A 17002-nucleotide genomic window follows, 5' to 3' on the forward strand; every position below is an offset into this window, starting at 1 on the left:
GGAGCTCTCCGGGCTGGGAGAGGAGGTGGCGCGGCGCGTCGGGGACGCCGTCCCGCTAGGCCGAGGACCGGCCGTCGGGCTGGTCCGGCCACGGGGCGCCGTTGACGAGGGGGCGGACGGCGAGGGTGACGGCGACCGGGAGTACCCGGAGACCGGTCGCCCCTGCGCCCCGCCCGGCCAGCCCAGCGACGGCAGTTTCGTCCCGGCCAGGACTCCGCTGACGAGTGTGAGGACGAGCGCCATGACGACGACCGCCAACGCGATGGCCGCCATGGTCAAGATCCTGGCCCGGCGGCCGCTCTGGTCCACGAAAACAGCGGTGTTCTCCGGGCTGGCGTTTTTCACGAGCCGAAATGGTAGCGGGCCGCATGTCACAATCGAGAAGGTTGTGAGCCTTCGTGTCCCAACCGTCGAGGTTCCGCGTCGCTTCGGCAGCCTTGCTGTGCCCGAAACGCGGGTCCAGCGGAGTAACGGAAGCCCAGCCAGGTCAGGCTGCCGAGGCCGAGGTCGACGAAGGGCATGGGCGGGACGGCCGGAGACGGGCGTGATGACGGGAGTGCGCGGCCGGGCGCGCCGTCAGCGCCCCGGATACCCCCCGGGTTCCGGCCAGTCATCGCGCCCGCGCCCCAGCGGCCGGGAGATACCGCCTGCCCTGCCCCGGCCGGGCGACCGGTCGCCGGAAGGACGGTCGTCCCGCAGATCGCGCGACCGGTCCACCTCGACCGCGCCGCGCTCGTCCGCAGGCGCCGGAACCAGGTCGGGCGACTCGTCCGAGGAACGACCCCCCAGCCGCTCGAACGACCCCCACCACACGCCCCCGCGCTCGTCGGCAGGCGCCGGAACCAGGTCGGGTGACCCGCCCGAGGAACGACCCCCCAGCCGCTCGAACGACCCCCACCACACGCCCCCGCGCTCGTCGGCAGGCGCCGGGGTCGTGGGACCCGGCCGGCGGGCCTTGCTGTCTCCGGTGCCGCCCTCGGCAGGACCGTCACCCGGTCCCGGCGGCCGAGACCCTGACGGCCGTGGCCCGCGCGGCTGAGAACCGGGCGGCTGGGGTCCTGGCGGCTGAGGCTCCGGGTCGTCCCGTGTGGGCCCGTTGCCGGCCGGTGGTCTGTCCCGGCCGGCATCCCGGCGGCTCCGCGCGGGCGGGCGTCGCATGCCCGGCGCCTGCCGGCGCACCTGCTCCGCGGCTTCGGCGCGTTCCCTGGTCTCGTTCTGTGGCGAGCGAGGGCGCCGAGCGGTCCTGCGCTGTGCCGGCCTCCCGTTGGGAGCCGTCGTCCCGTCTCGCGTCGCATGCCTGTCCGGCGTCACGGCTCTGGCCCGCGCCGAGGGCTCGTCCCGGTTCGCACGATCCCGCGTGCGCTCGTCACCTGAGGACGTGGGCCGTCCGGCCCGGCCGGTATCACTCTGCCGATCCAGGCGAAGGTCCGAGCGTGGTCGAGGTGAATCGGAACCGTGCAGAAACCCTCGTATCCCGTTCGCCAGGGCGTCCATCAGACGGTCGCGCAGATAGGACTTGACGCCGGCGATGGCCAGGACGGGATTGCCGGCGGCCAGGCCGATGAGGAAACCGCACAGCTGGATGGCCCGCCTGATCCGGAGGAAGTAGCGGTCACCGGGAAGCGCGATTCCGATGGCGACCCATCCCGCCGCCTCGGCCAATCCGGAAGGGGCTCCGAGGAGGGAGGCGCCGGCTTCGACTCCACTTCCCACCGTCCCGTGCAGGTGGTCCTTCACCGCCGCGAGACGCCGCGCGACGACGTCGAGCCCGCCCACGTCCACGACCCGCCACCGGGATGTCACGCTCCAGGCGTCCTCGGCCGCCCGGCTCGCCATCTGCCGGGCGATCGCGTCGACCACCGCGGACGCGACGCCGCTCCGCTCCTTCACGATCTCCCCGTAGGCCCGCCACGGGAGCACGACGTCGTCGAAAACCATATGGACGCGCGTCGCCGGCCGGACGCCTTCGACAGTCCTCAACCGCAGGAGACGGACGGCGACGGTCGTCTCGGCCGGCACGAGGCCGGAAGGACTCCGCGGTCGGCTCGGCGACATCCCGGGATCCCGCATGGCACCCACTCCTCGGCGGCCGCGTGCGTGGCGGCGCCCTGATGACCACGCTAGGACCGCAGGCGGGTACGTGTGGTGACTCCAGCGCCACAGGCCCGTACCCGTACCGGGGTTCAGAAGGCGAAGCCGCCGGGACGGCCGTTCCGGTGGGCGATCAGGCCGGCCAGCGTGGCCAGGGCGATCTCCGGAGGCGTACGGGAGCCGATGTTGAGCCCGATCGGGCGGTGCACGCGGGCGATCTCCCCGGGCGGGACGCCCAGGTCGGTGAGCGCCTGGACGTGCGGGCCGACGTGACGAGGGCTGCCCATGATGCCGACCCAGCGGGCCGGGCGGGCCAGGACGTCCCGCAGGATCGGCCCGATCTCCGGGCGGTGGTGGTCGGTCAGCACCACGTCGGCGGTGTCGTCCAGGTAGTCGCCGGGCTCGGATACGACCGTGACCGAGCCCGGGGGCAGGCCGTCGACCGTACGGGCCCGGTCGGGCTCCAGCAGGATCGGGCGGAAGCCCAGCTCCACGCCGAAACGCAGCAGGTGGCCGGCGATCGGTGACGCGAAGACCGCGACGAGCGTGCGCCCCGTCTCCTCCACGGCCGCACCGCCATGGGCGACCGCGCAGGCCGGATCCTCCACCGCCGCACCGCCATGGGCCACAGCGCACGCGGGATCCTCGTCGGCCGCTCCACCATGGGAGAGCTCGTGGGCGGGTTCCCCGGTGTGGCTGTGCGTCATGACGGCCAGTCTTTCAGGCGGTGTCCGGCCACGCCCCTGCTCCCCCTCCGGCACCTCCGCGCCGCCCGTCAGGGCGTGAGAGGGGCTTCCCAGAGGGCCCGCCAGGTCTCCTCGTCGACGACGCCGGTGGCGTCCAGCCCGTTGCGGGACTGGAAGGCGGTGACCGCGGTCGTGGTGGCCGGGCCGAAGTCGCCGTCCACGCCGGACGGGCCGAGACCGAACATGCGGCGGCGCAGCTTCTCCTGCACCCGCCGGACGTCCGCGCCCTTCTGGCCGGAGCGGACGGCGCCGGGGAAGCGCGGCGCGTCCCCGAGCTCCGCCAGGGCGGAGACGAGCGCGAGATCCGGGACGGCCGGGGAGTCGTCGTAGGCCGGTCGTCCGTACCCGGCGATCAGCGAACTCCTGCGGCGGCGACGACTGCACATGTCGCCGACGTTGCCGTCGATCGTCTGGATGTCGTCCAGGGAGTGGACCTTCTCGACCGTGGCGACGTGGTCGATGGAGTCGCCGCCCGGCCAGTTGAAGAAGACGATGTCTCCGGGCCGGATCCCGTCCGTGCCCCGGTGCCATCGGCCCTGGCGGCGGAACCAGTCCGCGTGGCTCGTCGTCAGGGCGAAGTCGCCAACCACGCTCAACATGTCCTTCCCGCCCGCGGCGAGCGAGCACTGGGCGATGAACATGTCGCACCACGGGGCCACGTCGAAGGCCCGCTCCAGGTTCTTGCGCTCACGGTAGGAGACGCCGAAGACCGTCCTCCCACTGGAGGACTCCCGATAGTCGAGGTACCGGGTCATCTCCTTCAGGAGCTCACTGGCCTTCGGCATCGCGCGCCACCTCCCGATCGACCTCGTCGTAATCGGGCTCGTCGAACACCTGAGGCGGATCGCCCGCGGTGAGCTCGGGCTCCGGCCTCGGCTGAGGGGGAATCTGCTCGGTCATGCCTCGATGGGACCGCACGGCCGCCGGTGCGGGCATGAGTAGTCCCCTACTCACTTTTGGGGCGGACCCCCGCCCACCCCGGGGCGTCGCCCGGTGAGGTGGGGCCGGGTCAGCGAGACTGGCGGAGGCGGGCCAGGTCGCTCTCCATCTTGGCCATCACCCGCTGGTAGCCCTCCCAGCCGTACAGGCGGACGAACTCGGCCTTCATGCGGAGCGTCTCCTCCTGCACCGCCTCGGGACCCTGGCGGCGCAGGGCGTCGAGCGCCCGGCGCGCGCGCTCACTCGTGCCCAGGAGACCTTCGTTTCCGATCTCAGGAGTAGGCATGCAACCCTGCCCTCCGCGTCTCGACGAACGGTGCCTACACCTGACGCGCCACCTCGACGGCCGGTTGACGGGTGCCGCGAAATCGTCTCCGCGGCGTTACCGTACGCCGGTGGCCCGGTCATCCACCTGCGGATTCACCGGTTCGAAGGGTCAGCTCGCCCTCCGGAATCTCCACGAAGATCTCCCCGCCCAGGCGGGCGCCGCCGTTCAGGATCAGGTTGTCGCCGCTCCAGAAGCGGCCGGGGTCGTACCAGTTCGGGCGGCGGCGCGGCGGCAGCAGGCCCATGGCCTCGTACGTGACGGCCATGACTTCGGCGCAGTACGCGGTCTCCAGGGCCGTGTCCCGCGCCCCGCGCCGCAGGGCCGGGAGGCGCCCGCGCAGCCAGCGCCCGGCGAGCCTGGCGGTGGACGGGAACGGCGTGCCGTCGAGACGGGCGATCGTGCGCAGGACCGCGTCCTCCATCGCGCGCGTCGCGGACGGCTCCAGCTGGCGCAGCCAGGCCCGCTGGCCGTACCTGCGGGCCCACACGCGGACGGCGTCCCGCAGGTCGTGGAGCTGGACGCCGCGCTGGTGGGTGCCGGACCACATGTCCGGCAGCGACCGGCCCAGCTCGGCATGCCACATCAGCGGCGGCAGGTCGTCGAGCACGACCGCCATCCCCACGTGGTTGACCGGGCTGTTGGTGGTCATCTGGATGGCCCGGTCCGGGACGGAGCGTCCCCGGAACACCCAGACGTCACCGGTCCGGGTGAGTTCGAGCGCCGTGTCGAGACTTATCCGCGTATCGGGCACGGCAGTAGCCTAGGCACATGCGCTGGTGGAAGGTACTCGGTCTGGCGGCCTTCGCGGGCGTCGCGGCGACCGGGGTGGTCATCGCCCGGGCCGAGCGCCGGAGGCGGGCCTACGGCCCGGAGGAGATCAGGGAGCGCCTGCGCGCCCGGCACGCCGAGGCCGTGCGATCGGCCGAGACCACCCGGCGCCCCGGCCGATAGGCGACCCCTCGTCGCACCCGGCCGCTCCCACCCGTCAGCCGCCCCGCCACGCGCGAGGGTAGCCCGGCACGGTCCCGCCATCGCGCCGCGCGCCGGCCCATCGGTCAGCCGCCCCCGGTAGGGTCCCGCCTCCTCGCGGGCCTGCCCCGCCGGTCAACCGCCCCGGTAGGCGTCCACGCCGAGCTTGACGGCGACCGCGAGCCCGCAGAGCGCCGCGACGATCCGCAGCGACTGGCCGGGGAGGCGCCGGGCGACGCCCGGCCCGAGCCAGCCCCCGACGAGGAACCCGGCGGCGAGCGGCAGCGCGGCCGACCACCGCACCGGGCCGAACAGCGCGAAGCCGAGCGCGGCCACGCCGTTCGCGAGCGCGGACACCATGTTCTTGACCGCGTTGACCCGGGCCGGCGCCTGGTCGAGCGCCGTCGCCAGGACGGCGAACATGAGGATGCCTCCGGCGGCGCCGAAGTACCCGACGTAGACGGCCACGCAGAACAGGGCCGCCCGCAGGGCCCTGCCGTCCGGGCCGCCGAGACCGACGTGCCCGGGACGTGGCGGGCGCAGCAGGAGCAGCGAGGCCCCGCCGATGAGCCAGGGGGCGACGGTCTCGAACGTGTGCGGCGGCGTGGCCAGCAGCAGCGCTGCTCCGGCGGCGCCGCCCAGGGCCGTGACCAGCCCGAGCCGCCCGACCAGCCGGGTCTGGCCCGCGAGTTCCGGCCGGGAGCCGGCGGCCGCGCCCATGCCGGTGAACAGCAGCGCGACGGTGTTGGTGACGTTCGCGCTCAGCGGGGGCAGTCCGAACGCCAGCAGCGCCGGATAGGACACGACCGAGGCCAGGCTCACGACGGTGCTGACCACTCCCGCCACGACTCCGACCACGACCAGGCCGAGCAGCTCACCAACCACCCGACGACCCAACCACACCGGCCCGCGCCGTCCCCGGCCGGGGTCCCGCCCTGGGCAGGATCGCCCCGCGACGACCTGTTGACAAGACGGCGGCCGACGCCCAAGGTTCCTAAGTGGAGAGCGCTCTCCAACGATCGCCAACGGGAGGTCCCATGAGCGCGTCGCCGACCGGAACTCGCGGGGACGGGCGGGGCAGGCGGCCCACGCTGGACGCGGTCGCGACCCGCGCCGGCGTGTCGAGGGCCACCGCCTCCCGGGTGGTGAACGGCGACGGGAGCGTGACGCCCGGCCTGCGCGAGGCCGTGCTGCGGGCGGTCGGCGAGCTGGGGTACGTGCCGAACGCGGCGGCCCGCCGGCTCGTCACACGGCGCACCGACGCGGTCGGCCTCGTCTTCTCCGCGCCGCCCGAGGGGCTGATCACCGACGACCCGATGCTGTCGACCGTGCTGCGGGCGGCCAGCCACGAACTCGATCAGGCGGGCAGGCAGGTGGTGCTGCTGCTCGCGCACGCGCCGCGGAGCCGCCTGCGGGTGGAGGCCTACGTCGCGGCCGGGCGGGTGGACGCCGTCATCACGGTGCCGATCCGCGCCTCCGACCCGCTGCCCGGACGACTGCAGGCCCTCGGCGTGCCCGTCGTGTCGCTGGGCAGGCCCGCCGCGCGCCCCGGCCTGCCGTACGTGGACAACGACAACGCGGGCGGCGCCGCGATGGCGGTCCGCCACCTGCTGGAGCGGGGACGCCGCAGGATCGGCACCATCTGCGGCCCGCTCGACCTGCCGGTCGCGCAGGACCGGCTGGCCGGCTACCGCGACACACTGCGCGAGGCGGGACGCCGGACGATGGTCGCGCTGGGCGACTTCACCCGCGACTCGGGCGCCGCGGCCATGCGACAGCTTCTCGAGGACGACCCCGGCCTCGACGCCGTGTTCGCGGCGAGCGACCTGATGGCGGTCGGCGCGCTCCAGGCGCTGCGCCAGGCGGGCCGCCGGGTGCCCGAAGACGTGGCGGTGGTCGGCTTCGACGACATCGAGGCCGCGCAGTACGCCGACCCGCCGCTCACCACCGTCCGCAACCCGATGGGCGAGCAGGCGGCGGCCGGGGTGCGGCTGCTGCTGCGCCTGCTGGAGAACGGTCCGGCGGACCCGGTCGTCCTGCCGGCCGAACTCGTCGTCCGCCGGTCGGCCTGAGCGTCCGGCGGTGCCCGGCGTCCCCGTACGACGGGCATCCGCCCATTGACAGGACGACGACGGGACGTCGAGGCTAAGTGATCAGAGAGCGCTCTCCACCTGACTTCCGAGAGGACGCCCACGTGAACGACGACGAGCTCGACCACCTCGTGGAGAAGCTGGACCTGGACCGGAAGGTGCGCCTGCTCGACGGCGCGACCGTGTGGCGCCTCCATGCCGAGCCCGCCGTCGGCCTGCGGCCCATCGTGACCTCGGACGGGCCCGCGGGCGTGCGCGGCGAGGGCTGGGACGAGCGCAGGACGTCGGTGCTGCTGCCCTCCCCCACGGCGCTCGCCGCGACCTGGGACGAGGACCTCCTCACTCGTCTCGGTGGCCTGCTCGCCGCCGAGGCGCGGCGCAAGGGCGTGGACGTCGTGCTCGCTCCCGCGCTCAACCTGCAGCGCTCGGCGTTCGGCGGACGGCACTTCGAGTGCTACTCGGAGGACCCGGTCCTGACCGCCCGCGTCGGCGCCGCCCTCATCCGCGGCGTGCAGGCCGGAGGCGTCGCCGCGACCGCCAAGCACTACGTGGCCAACGACTCCGAGACCGAGCGGCTCACGCTCGACGCCCGGGTGGACGAGCGGACCCTGCGCGAGCTGTACCTGGTGCCGTTCGAGGCCGCCGTCGAGGCCGGGGTGTGGGTGGTGATGTCGGCCTACAACCAGGTGAACGGTCACACGATGAGCGAGAGCCCGCTGCTCGCCGAGCCGCTGAAGGGCGAGTGGGGCTTCGACGGCGTGGTCGTCTCCGACTGGGGGGCCGTCCGGTCGACCGCCGCCTCGGGCCGCGCCGCCCAGGACCTCGCCATGCCCGGCCCCAACGAGCACTGGGGCGAGGCCCTGGCCCGGGCCGTCCGCGCGGGCGAGGTGCCCGAGGCCGCGGTCGACGACAAGGTCCGGCGTCTCCTCCGGCTGGCCGCCCGGGTCGGCGCCCTGTCCCCGGCCACCGCCGGCACCGCTCAGGACGCCGACTCCGCCGACCCGGCGACGGGCGGCGGGCACGGACACGAGGACGCGCGCGCCCTGGTGCGGCGCACGGCGGCGGCGGGCAGTGTGCTGCTGCGCAACGAGGGCGGCCTGCTGCCGCTCGACCCGGCGCGGCTGCGACGCGTCGCGGTGCTCGGCCCGAACGCCGCGACGGCGCGCGTGCAGGGCGGCGGGAGCGCCGGCGTCTACCCCGAGGTGGTCGTCTCCCCGCTGGAGGGCGTCCGGGCGGCGCTCGCGGGACGGGCCGAGGTGGTCCACACGCCCGGTGCGCACATCGACGACCGTCCGACGCCGCTCGGGCTCACCGGGGTGTGCGACCCCCGGGACGGCCGTCCCGGCGTGCTGGTCCGCCTGCTCGACGGGCACGGCGAGGAGATCCACGCCGAGCACCGGCTGAGCGGCCGCATCCTGGAGCCCGCCCTGGTCCGCGGGGCCCGCGCGGTCGAGATCGCAGCCCGGCTGCGGCCGGCGACGGGCGGGGCGTGGCGGCTCTCCGTGGCCGGATGGGGACACGTCCGCCTCACGGTCGACGGCCGCATGGTCCTCGACGAGGAGGTGGTGCGGGACACCGACGACCCGGCGACGGTGCACCTCCACCCGCCGTACCGGACAGCGGAGGTGGACCTGGAGGCGGGCCGCGAGGTCGAGGTGGTCGCCTGGCGGCGGCTCGACCGCGACTCCGGACGGGCGTCCGCGCTCGCCGCCGACCCGCCGCGCGGGCGCGACGAGGACGCGGAGCTGGCGGCGGCCGCGGCGCTGGCCCGCGAGTGCGACGCGGCGATCGTGGTGGTGGGCACCACCGAGGAGATCGAGAGCGAGGGCGCCGACCGCGACTCGCTGGCGCTGCCCGGCCGGCAGGACGACCTCGTCCGCGCCGTCGCGGCGGCCAACCCGTCCACCGTCGTGGCCGTGAACTCCGGCGGGCCCGTCGCGCTGCCCTGGCGGGACGAGGTGGCGGCGATCCTGCTCGGGTGGTTCCCGGGTCAGGAGGCCGGGCACGCACTGGCCGACGTGCTGTTCGGCCGGGCCGAGCCCGGCGGCCGGCTGCCCACCACGTGGGCCGGCACCGCGATCGCGGGGACGACCCCGGTGGACGGCGTGCTGGAGTACGCGGAGGGCCTGCACATCGGCTACCGCGCCTGGCTGCGACGCGACGACGCCCCGGCCTACTGGTTCGGCCACGGCCTCGGCTACACAGAATGGGCGTACGAGTCGCTGGACACTCCCGGGCGCGTCGAGCCGGGCCGCCCGTTCACGGCCACCGTACGGGTGCGGAACGCGGGCGCCCGCCGCGGCGGGGAGGTCGTACAGGTGTATCTGTCGCGCCCGGAGTCGGCCCTCGACCGCCCGGAGCGCTGGCTCGCGGGATTCGCCAGGATCGAGGCGGATCCGGACGAGACCGTGGAGGTCGCCGTGACCGTCCCGGCCCGCGCGACGCGCCACTGGTCGGTCGAGGAGCGGGGGTGGCGCACCGAGCCGGGAACGTTCGAGGTGCACGCCGGCCGGTCGGCCGTGGACCTCCCCCTCCGCGCCGCCGTCGTCGTAGCGCCGGTAGGGCCCGGAGCGCCGGGAGCACTCCCAACGTCCGGCACCACCCCCGGCACCGCGCCCGGCGAGGGGTGACGGCGACGCCGCTCCTGCGCTGCGCGGCCCGGCGCCCGAGCCCGTCGGCGCCGCCGTCCGCGACACGCCGATTCCCGCGCGTACGCGAGGAGGCCGAATCGGAAGAACGGCCAGCTCATGGCCGGAGAGCGCTCTCCTTGCCATGCTATAAATGGCTCCATGAGCACTGATCTCCCGCCATCGTCGGGAGTCCCCACGCTGGAGGACGTGGCCCGGGTGGCGGGGGTCTCCCGGGCCACCGTCTCCCGGGTGATCAACGGCATCCGCAACGTCGCCCCCGAGATCCAGGAGGCGGTGAACAGGGCCATCGCGACCACCGGTTACGTCCCCAACCGGGCCGCCCGGTCGCTCGTCACCCGCAGGACCGGCGCCATCGCCCTGGTCGTCTCGGGCGCGGGCGACTACTCGGGCGACGAGCCGTTCGAGTCGCGGGTGTTCGCCGACCCGTTCTTCGGCCGCGTCGCGGGCGGCGTGGTCGGGTTCCTCCGCCCCCGTGGAGTGCACCCCGTCCTGATGCTGGCCGAGACCGCCGAGGCCCGCAACGAGGTCATCGCCTACCTGCGGCAGGGCAGCGCGGACGGCGCGCTCATCGTCTCCACCCACGGCGAGGACCCGCTGCCGCGGCTGCTGGTGGACGCCGGGCTGCCCGCGGTGCTGTGGGCCCGGCCCGCCCGGCCGACCCCGATCAGCTACGTCGACCTGGCCCACCGGGCGGGGGCGGCGCTGGCGGCCGACCGCCTCGTGGAGCGCGGCTGCCGCCGGGTGGCGACGATCTCCGGCCCGTTCGACGTGCCCGCCAGCCAGGACCGGCTGTCGGGCTTCCAGGAGGCCATGGCCGGGCACGGGCACCCGTACGTCCCGGGCGTGGAGGGGGACTTCAGGCAGAACAGCGGCGAGGCGGGCATGCACCGCCTGATCAAGGAGCACCCCGACATCGACGGCGTGTTCGTGGCGAACGACCTGATGGCGCAGGGGGCCGTGCTCGCGCTGCGCGACCACGGCCGGCGGGTGCCGGAGGACGTGGCGGTCATCGGGTTCGACGACAGCACGGCGGCCGCCTGCCGTCCGCCGCTGACCACCGTGCGCCAGCCGATGGAGGACATGGCGGCCGAGATGGCGCGGATGCTGCTCGCCCACATCGAGGACCCGAGCCTGCCGGTGACCTCGCGCATCTTCCAGCCGGCGCTCGTGGTCCGCCAGTCGGCCTGACGGACCACGAGGCCGCCGGGGGTCACGCGACGCGCAGCCGCCTGCTGGCGTCGATCAGCTCGGCGTAGCGGCGGCCGCTGGCCTTGACGGTCCTGGCCTGCGTCTCGTAGTCCACGTGGACCAGGCCGAACCGCTTGTCGTAGCCGTACGCCCACTCGAAGTTGTCGAGCAGCGACCAGGCGAAGTATCCGGCCACGGGCGCGCCCTGCCGCATGGCTGCGGCGCAGGCGGCGATGTGGTCCTCCAGGTACGCCGACCGCTCCCGATCGTCGACGGTCCCGTCAGGGCCCACCGTGTCCTGCCACGCGGACCCGCTCTCGGTGACGTAGATGCGCTCCGCGCCGTAGTCGCGGGTGAGGCGGAGCAGGAGGCGCTCCAGGCCGTTCGCGTCGACCTCCCAGCCCATCGCGGTCGTGGTGGCGCCGGGGACCTCGACCTGCCGCGCGTACGGCACGGGCCCGTCGGGGTCGGCGGTCACGACCTGCTTGAAGTAGTAGTTCAGCCCGAGGTAGTCGAGCGGCTGGGCGATGGTCTCCAGGTCGCCGTCCTGGATGGGCAGGTCGACGCCGTACAGCCTGACCATGTCCTCGGGGTAGCCGCGGCCGGTGACGGGGTCGAGCCACCAGCGGTTGACGTGGCCGTCGAGGCGCAGCGCGGCGGCGCGGTCCTCGTCACTGTCGGTCGCCGGGTCGCACGGGCTGAGGTTGTTGACGATGCCCACCGACGGCGTGATCCGGGCGGCGGCGCGGATGGCCTGCGCGCTCAGGCCGTGGGCGAGGTGCAGGTGGTAAGACGTCCGGACGGCGGCCTCCAGGTCCTTCCAGCCCGGCGCCATGGTGCCTTCGAGGTGGCCGATCCACGAGGAGCACAGCGGCTCGTTGAGCGTCGTCCAGTCGGCGACCCGGTCGCCCAGCGCCTCGACGACGGCGGTGGTGTAGTCGGCGAACCGGTACGCCGTGTCGCGCGACGGCCAGCCGCCCTCGTCCTGCAGCGCCTGCGGCAGGTCCCAGTGGTAGAGGGTGACGAACGGGCGGACGCCGGCCTCGAGCAGGGCGTCCACGAGGCGGTCGTAGAAGGCGATCCCCTTGGCGTTCACCTCCCCCGACCCGGTGGGAACGACCCTGGGCCAGGCGACCGAGAACCGGTAGGCGTCGACGCCGAGCAGCTTGATCAGCCCGACGTCCTCCTGCCAGCGGTGGTAGTGGTCGCAGGCGACGTCGCCGGTGTCGCCTCCGTCGATCGCGCCGGGCACCCGGCTGAAGGTGTCCCAGATCGACGGCAGGCGGCCGTCCTCCGCGACGGCGCCCTCGATCTGGTAGGCCGAGGTGGCCACGCCCCAGACGAAGTCCTCGAAGGCGGTCAGGTCCGGGTCGTCGCCGCGCAGCGGCTCCATGCGTGTGTTCTCCTTACGGTGGGGTGCGGGAGAGGTCGGGGTCGTCGTGGTCGCTCGCGTTCCGCGGGTCACTTCACCGCGCCCGCGGTGAGGCCCTGGACAAGGTACCGCTGGAGCAGCAGGAAGCCGGCCACGACGGGGACGCTGACCACGAGCGAGGCGGCCATGATCTGGTTCCAGTAGACGTCGTTCTCGGTGGCGTAGCCCTGCAGGCCGACGGCGAGCGTGCGGCTGTTCTCGTCGGTCATGACGGAGGCGAACAGCACCTCGCCCCAGGCCGTCATGAACGCGTAGATGGCGACGGCGACGATGCCGGGGATCGCAGCAGGGATGACGACCCGCAGCAGCGCCCCGATCGGGCCGCTCCCGTCGACCTGGGCGGCCTCGTCGAGCGCCGTGGGGATGGAGTCGAAGTAGCCGACCAGCATCCAGATCGAGAACGGCAGTGAGAACGTCAGGTACGTGATGATCAGGCCGAGACGGCTGGCGTACAGCTCGACCCCGATGGCGGTGCCGAGGTTCACGTAGATCATGAACAGCGGCAGCAGGAACAGGATGCCGGGGAACATCTGCGTAGACAGCACGGTGATCGAGAAGACCCTGCGGCCCGGGAAGCGGAAACGGCTGATCGCATACGCCGCGAACACCGCGACCGTCACGGAGATGAGCGCGGCCACCGACGACACCACCAGGCTGTTGCCGAAGTACTTGGCCAGCGGCACCGTGCTCCACATGTCGGCGAACGGCGACAAGCTGATCCTGGTCGGGATCCAGTTGAAGTCGCCCTGCACGTCCTGGAGCGGCTTGATGGCCGTGGTCGCCATGACGTACAGCGGTGTCACCGTGAACAGGGTCAGCAGGCCGAGGCCCACCCAGCGCGCCCACGGCAGCCAGCGGGGCTCACGCATCGCTCCTCCTCCGCGAGGTGATCACAAGGTACACGGCCGTGACCAGCAGCAGGAACAGCAGGAGCAGCACCGACATGGCCGAGCCCGAGCCGAAGTTCCAGGTGACGAACGAGCTCTGGTAGATGTGCACCGAGATCAGGTCCGCGTCGCGCGGCGCCGTCCTCCCGAACAGCACGTACGGCGTGTTGAAGTCGTTGAACGTCCACAGGAACAGCACCAGGATCAGCACCTGGTTGACCGGGCGCAGCAGCGGCAGGGTGACCGAGCGCAGCTGCCGCCCCCATCCGGCGCCGTCGATGGCCGACGCCTCGTACAGGTCGGACGGGATGTTCTGCAGCCCGGCCATCAGCACGAGGAACGCGAACGGCCACCACCGCCACACGGACACGACCACGACCGAGATGAAGCTGTTCTCCCCGATCAGCCAGAACGGCCGCTCGCCGAACAGGTGGAGCTGGTCCACCAGGACGTGGTTCACCAGGCCGGAGTCCCGCTGGAGGAGGAAGCTCCAGGTGATCACCCCGGCGTACACGGGCAGCGCGTACGGCACGAGGAACAGCGCGCGCAGCACGCCGCGGCCGCGGAACGAGCCCTGCATGAGCACGGCGCCCGCGATGCCGAGCAGCCACGCCAGCGCGACCGTGATCAGGGTGAAGGCGATCGTCACCAGGAACGAGTGGAACAGCGACCGCCCCACGGCCGCGTTGACGTCCACCGCGACCCGGTAGTTCGACAGGCCGGCGAACGGCGCCGCCGACCAGTTCCGCAGGAAGAACTGGGTGAGCTGGAGGAAGCTCATGCCGATCCCGATGACCATCGGCACCAGGTGGACCAGGAGCTCCAGCAGCAGTGCGGGCAGGATCAGCAGGTACGGCAGGCCGAGGCGGCGCAGCCGCACCGGCAGCAGGCCGTTCCGCCGCCGGCCTCCGGCGGACGGCGGGGCCCCTCCGCGGGCCCCCTGTTCCCGTCCCCCGCCGGGCCGGGACGTGGTGGACACGACCATGGACGTCCTCTCGATCGCTGGTCAAACAGGGGTGCCGGGCGGTCGGTCGCACCGCCCGGCACCGGGGAAGGCGGGTGGGATCAGCCGCCCATCTGCTGGTTGGCCTCGGTGAGCTTGCCCTTCACGTAGTCCTCGGTGATCGGCTTGCCGCTCGCGGCGTCCGCGAACATCTGGTTCATCGCGTTGCCGACCAGCGTCTCGAACTGGCTCTCCTGCGCGACCTGGGGCAGCGGCGCCGCCGTGGTGGCCAGGATCTGCTGGAACGTCTTGATCGTTTTCGAGCTGAACGCGGGGTCGTCGTACGCGTCCTTGACCGTCGGCAGCGATCCGTACGCCTTGTTGAGGTTCTGCTCGGTCTCCTTCGAGGTCATGAACTTGACGAACTTGAGCGCGCCGTCCTGGTTCTTGGCCGACTTGAACACGGCGAGGTTGATGCCGGCGACCATCGCGTTGACCTGCTTGCCGCCGGACGAGGCGTCGGGCAGCGGGATCGGGGCGAGGCCGTAGTCGTCCTCGGTCCACCCGGCCTGCTTCAGCTGCGTGGCGATCGACTGCCACATGAGCATGCCGGCCTTGCCGGACACGAAGTCCTGCACGGCCTCGGTGCCGTTGGCGTACTCGGCGTTGCTCGGGTTGACGATCTTGGCGTCGGCCATCAGGTCGAGGTACTGCTTGATCGCCGCGACCTCCTGCGGGGAGTCGAAGTGCGCCTTGCCCGCGCTGTCGAACAGGTCGGCGCCGTGCTGCTGGCCGAAGATGAACGCGTGGTGGGAGTTCTCGCTGACGCTGGCGCCCTCGACCGCCAGGCCCCACTTGCCGTCCTTGGTCAGCTTCTTGCCGTCCGCGATCAGCTCGTCCCAGGTCGCCGGCGGCTTGTCGATGCCGGCCTCCTTGAACATCTTCTTGTTGTAGAAGAGGCCGTACGTCATGCCGTAGATCGGCACGGCCGTCGGGGGCTGCCCGGGGGCGCCGGTCGCCGCGAGGCTCGGCCCGAGGAAGCGGTCCTTGCCGCCGAGCGCGGCCAGCTGGTTGTCGTCGAACGGGACGAAGGCGCCGGTCGCCTGCAGCGAGGCCGACCAGGTGTTGCCGATGTTCACGACATCCGGGCCCTTACCGGAGGTGGTCGCCGCGAGGATGCGGTTCAGCAGGTCGGACCAGGGCACGACCTCGAGGTTGACCTTGATGCCGGTCTCCTTGGTGAACCGGTCGAGCTCCGGCTTCAGGACCTCTTTGTCGTTCTCCAGGCTCGTGCCCTGGTTGGAGGCCCAGTAGGTGATCGTCTGCTCGGCGGCGCCGGTGGATCCTCCGCCCTTGGACGAGTTGTCGCCACCGCAGGCCGAGGCGGCGAGGACCAGCGCCCCGGCGGCGGCGAGAAGGTACGGCTTGCGAATGCGCACGGTTGTTCCTCACTGGTAGCGGACAGGCGCCGCCGACTGCGGCGGCAGCGGGGTCGGGGGGTGTGTCGCGGGACGGCGGCGAGGCGTGCCCGGGCCCGGGTGCACGGACACCCCGGAGGCGGACGACGCCGGATGGGCGGACACCGGAGACGCGGGTCCCGCGTGGACGGCACCCTGACGACCGGTTGTCGCGTGGACGGGCCCCGGATGGACGGGTCCCGCCGACACGGGCCCGGGGCGGGCGGACTCCGGCCGGGTCCGGCCGGGTCCGCCGCGGCCTGCTCCACCCGGTGCCGTCACACCGAGGTTGCGGGACGCAAGCACGACCTCTCCTCACTGCGAACCTTGTCCCCCGCCGCTCGTGGCGGCGGGGAAAGCGGGAGAGCGCTCTCCACTGTGGGAAGCGTGTCGCGGTGGGCGAGCCACTGTCAAGGGCTGACGGCCTCCGCCGGGGCGGAACGGGCCCGCAGGCCGAGGTTGAGATGTCTCCGAGACCCAGCTGTTACCCGATGGTAAACGGAGGATTTCGTCCGTGTTGTGCGGCAGGCCGTGATGCCCCTTCCGCTGTGCGATCGCTCCTCTACGGAGAGCGCTCTCCATTTTCGACTCAGGAGCCCCAAGGGCAACGGACCTGGGCTTCCGCACGACGGACCGTCGTCCCCGCGCCGGTCCGGCCCGCTTTGCGATCGATTTGCGTAGTAGGTACGCATTTTTAACCTTTTTCACTATTCCTCGTGTGCTGCTGGACATCCGGGGTAGCCGCCGCCCAGGGACGGACACGACCCAAGGGAGGCACCCAGTGAGCGACATCCATCCCGAGACCAGGCCCTCCACCGGGCCCCAGGGGACGGCGCAGCAGGCGAGGGCCGCCGCGGGGGAGGTGGCCGAGACCGCCAGGGACCAGGCCCGCCTGGTGGCCCGTGAGGCCGGCGACCAGACGCGGCGGCTCGCCCACCAGCTCCGTCGCCGTACGGCCGAGCAGGCGCAGCAGCAGAGCAGGCGGGCGGCCGACGCCGTCCGGCAGTGGAGCGACGAGCTGTCCGCGGTGGGCGACGGCGTCAAGCCCGACTCCCCCGTCCACGGAGTGGTGCAGCAGGTGGCGGACCGGGGCACCCGGGTCGCCGACTACCTGGAGACCGAGGGGCTGAACGGCGTCGTCCGCGACGTGCAGGCGTTCGCCCGCCGCCGCCCCGGCCTGTTCCTGGCGGGCGCCCTGGCCGCGGGCTTCCTCGTCGGGCGGGCCGCCAAGGCCGTCTCCGGCGCCGACGACGCCGCGGGCCCGACCGGCGGCGGCTCCCC

15 protein-coding genes are annotated in these 17002 nt (G+C 73.2%); 5 read left to right on the forward strand and 10 right to left on the reverse strand.

The window, feature by feature from the left end:
- Positions 1 to 2183 precede the first annotated feature (2183 nt).
- From MPTA5024_RS04760 to MPTA5024_RS04775, 5 genes are all read right to left on the reverse strand, one after another.
- A complete protein-coding gene (locus tag MPTA5024_RS04760; protein WP_084369418.1) occupies positions 2184 to 2798 on the reverse strand; it encodes an XdhC family protein in 615 nt (204 codons plus the stop codon).
- Positions 2799 to 2866: 68 nt separating this feature from the next.
- The gene (locus tag MPTA5024_RS04765) at positions 2867 to 3622 is read right to left on the reverse strand and encodes a peptidoglycan-binding protein (protein WP_051457708.1); all 756 of its coding nucleotides are present in this window, start codon (positions 3620 to 3622) and stop codon (positions 2867 to 2869) included.
- Positions 3606 to 3737, reverse strand: coding sequence for a hypothetical protein (locus MPTA5024_RS44155; RefSeq protein WP_269750545.1), 132 nt, complete (start codon positions 3735 to 3737; stop codon positions 3606 to 3608). Before MPTA5024_RS44155 ends, MPTA5024_RS04765 begins: the two co-directional genes overlap by 17 nt.
- Before the next feature lie 109 nt (positions 3738 to 3846).
- Complete coding sequence (locus MPTA5024_RS04770) at positions 3847 to 4062, reverse strand: hypothetical protein (protein ID WP_036320219.1); 216 nt, start codon at positions 4060 to 4062, stop codon at positions 3847 to 3849.
- Between the two features lie 118 nt (positions 4063 to 4180).
- Positions 4181 to 4855, reverse strand: coding sequence for a hypothetical protein (locus MPTA5024_RS04775; RefSeq protein WP_036320222.1), 675 nt, complete (start codon positions 4853 to 4855; stop codon positions 4181 to 4183).
- Between the two features lie 17 nt (positions 4856 to 4872).
- On the opposite strand from MPTA5024_RS04775, the gene MPTA5024_RS04780 reads away from it, so the two are divergent.
- Complete coding sequence (locus tag MPTA5024_RS04780; RefSeq protein ID WP_036320225.1) at positions 4873 to 5055, forward strand: hypothetical protein; 183 nt, start codon at positions 4873 to 4875, stop codon at positions 5053 to 5055.
- A 153-nt stretch (positions 5056 to 5208) separates the two neighbouring features.
- Here the strand turns inward: MPTA5024_RS04780 and MPTA5024_RS04785 are convergent, their stop codons facing one another.
- A complete protein-coding gene (locus tag MPTA5024_RS04785) occupies positions 5209 to 5958 on the reverse strand; it encodes a sulfite exporter TauE/SafE family protein (protein WP_232326198.1) in 750 nt (249 codons plus the stop codon).
- 152 nt (positions 5959 to 6110) lie between these two features.
- Here MPTA5024_RS04785 and MPTA5024_RS04790 point away from each other — a divergent pair, with 152 nt between their 5' ends.
- From MPTA5024_RS04790 to MPTA5024_RS04800, 3 genes are all read left to right on the forward strand, one after another.
- Positions 6111 to 7145 (forward strand): LacI family DNA-binding transcriptional regulator, encoded by a 1035-nt coding sequence (locus MPTA5024_RS04790; RefSeq protein ID WP_051457709.1) that lies wholly within the window; start codon positions 6111 to 6113, stop codon positions 7143 to 7145.
- 122 nt (positions 7146 to 7267) lie between these two features.
- Entirely contained in the window at positions 7268 to 9793 is a 2526-nt protein-coding gene (locus MPTA5024_RS04795; RefSeq protein WP_036320229.1) for a glycoside hydrolase family 3 C-terminal domain-containing protein, read from the forward strand.
- Positions 9794 to 9952: 159 nt separating this feature from the next.
- Complete coding sequence (locus MPTA5024_RS04800; protein ID WP_036320231.1) at positions 9953 to 11002, forward strand: LacI family DNA-binding transcriptional regulator; 1050 nt, start codon at positions 9953 to 9955, stop codon at positions 11000 to 11002.
- Between the two features lie 22 nt (positions 11003 to 11024).
- On the opposite strand, the gene MPTA5024_RS04805 is transcribed toward MPTA5024_RS04800, so the two are convergent.
- From MPTA5024_RS04805 to MPTA5024_RS04820, 4 genes are all read right to left on the reverse strand, one after another.
- Positions 11025 to 12395 (reverse strand): GH1 family beta-glucosidase, encoded by a 1371-nt coding sequence (locus MPTA5024_RS04805; RefSeq protein ID WP_051457710.1) that lies wholly within the window; start codon positions 12393 to 12395, stop codon positions 11025 to 11027.
- Between the two features lie 68 nt (positions 12396 to 12463).
- Positions 12464 to 13303, reverse strand: coding sequence for a carbohydrate ABC transporter permease (locus MPTA5024_RS04810; protein ID WP_036320234.1), 840 nt, complete (start codon positions 13301 to 13303; stop codon positions 12464 to 12466).
- Positions 13296 to 14306, reverse strand: a complete 1011-nt coding sequence (locus MPTA5024_RS04815) for a carbohydrate ABC transporter permease (protein WP_157099289.1) — start codon at positions 14304 to 14306, stop codon at positions 13296 to 13298. Before MPTA5024_RS04815 ends, MPTA5024_RS04810 begins: the two co-directional genes overlap by 8 nt.
- 80 nt (positions 14307 to 14386) lie before the next feature.
- Entirely contained in the window at positions 14387 to 15703 is a 1317-nt protein-coding gene (locus MPTA5024_RS04820; RefSeq protein WP_157099290.1) for an extracellular solute-binding protein, read from the reverse strand.
- 799 nt (positions 15704 to 16502) lie between these two features.
- On the opposite strand from MPTA5024_RS04820, the gene MPTA5024_RS41845 reads away from it, so the two are divergent.
- The coding region (locus MPTA5024_RS41845; protein WP_198166947.1) for a hypothetical protein at positions 16503 to 17002 on the forward strand (500 nt) is incomplete at its 3' end.

Source organism: Microbispora sp. ATCC PTA-5024 (assembly GCF_000511135.2).
In the GTDB taxonomy this organism is placed as follows: domain Bacteria; phylum Actinomycetota; class Actinomycetes; order Streptosporangiales; family Streptosporangiaceae; genus Microbispora; species Microbispora corallina.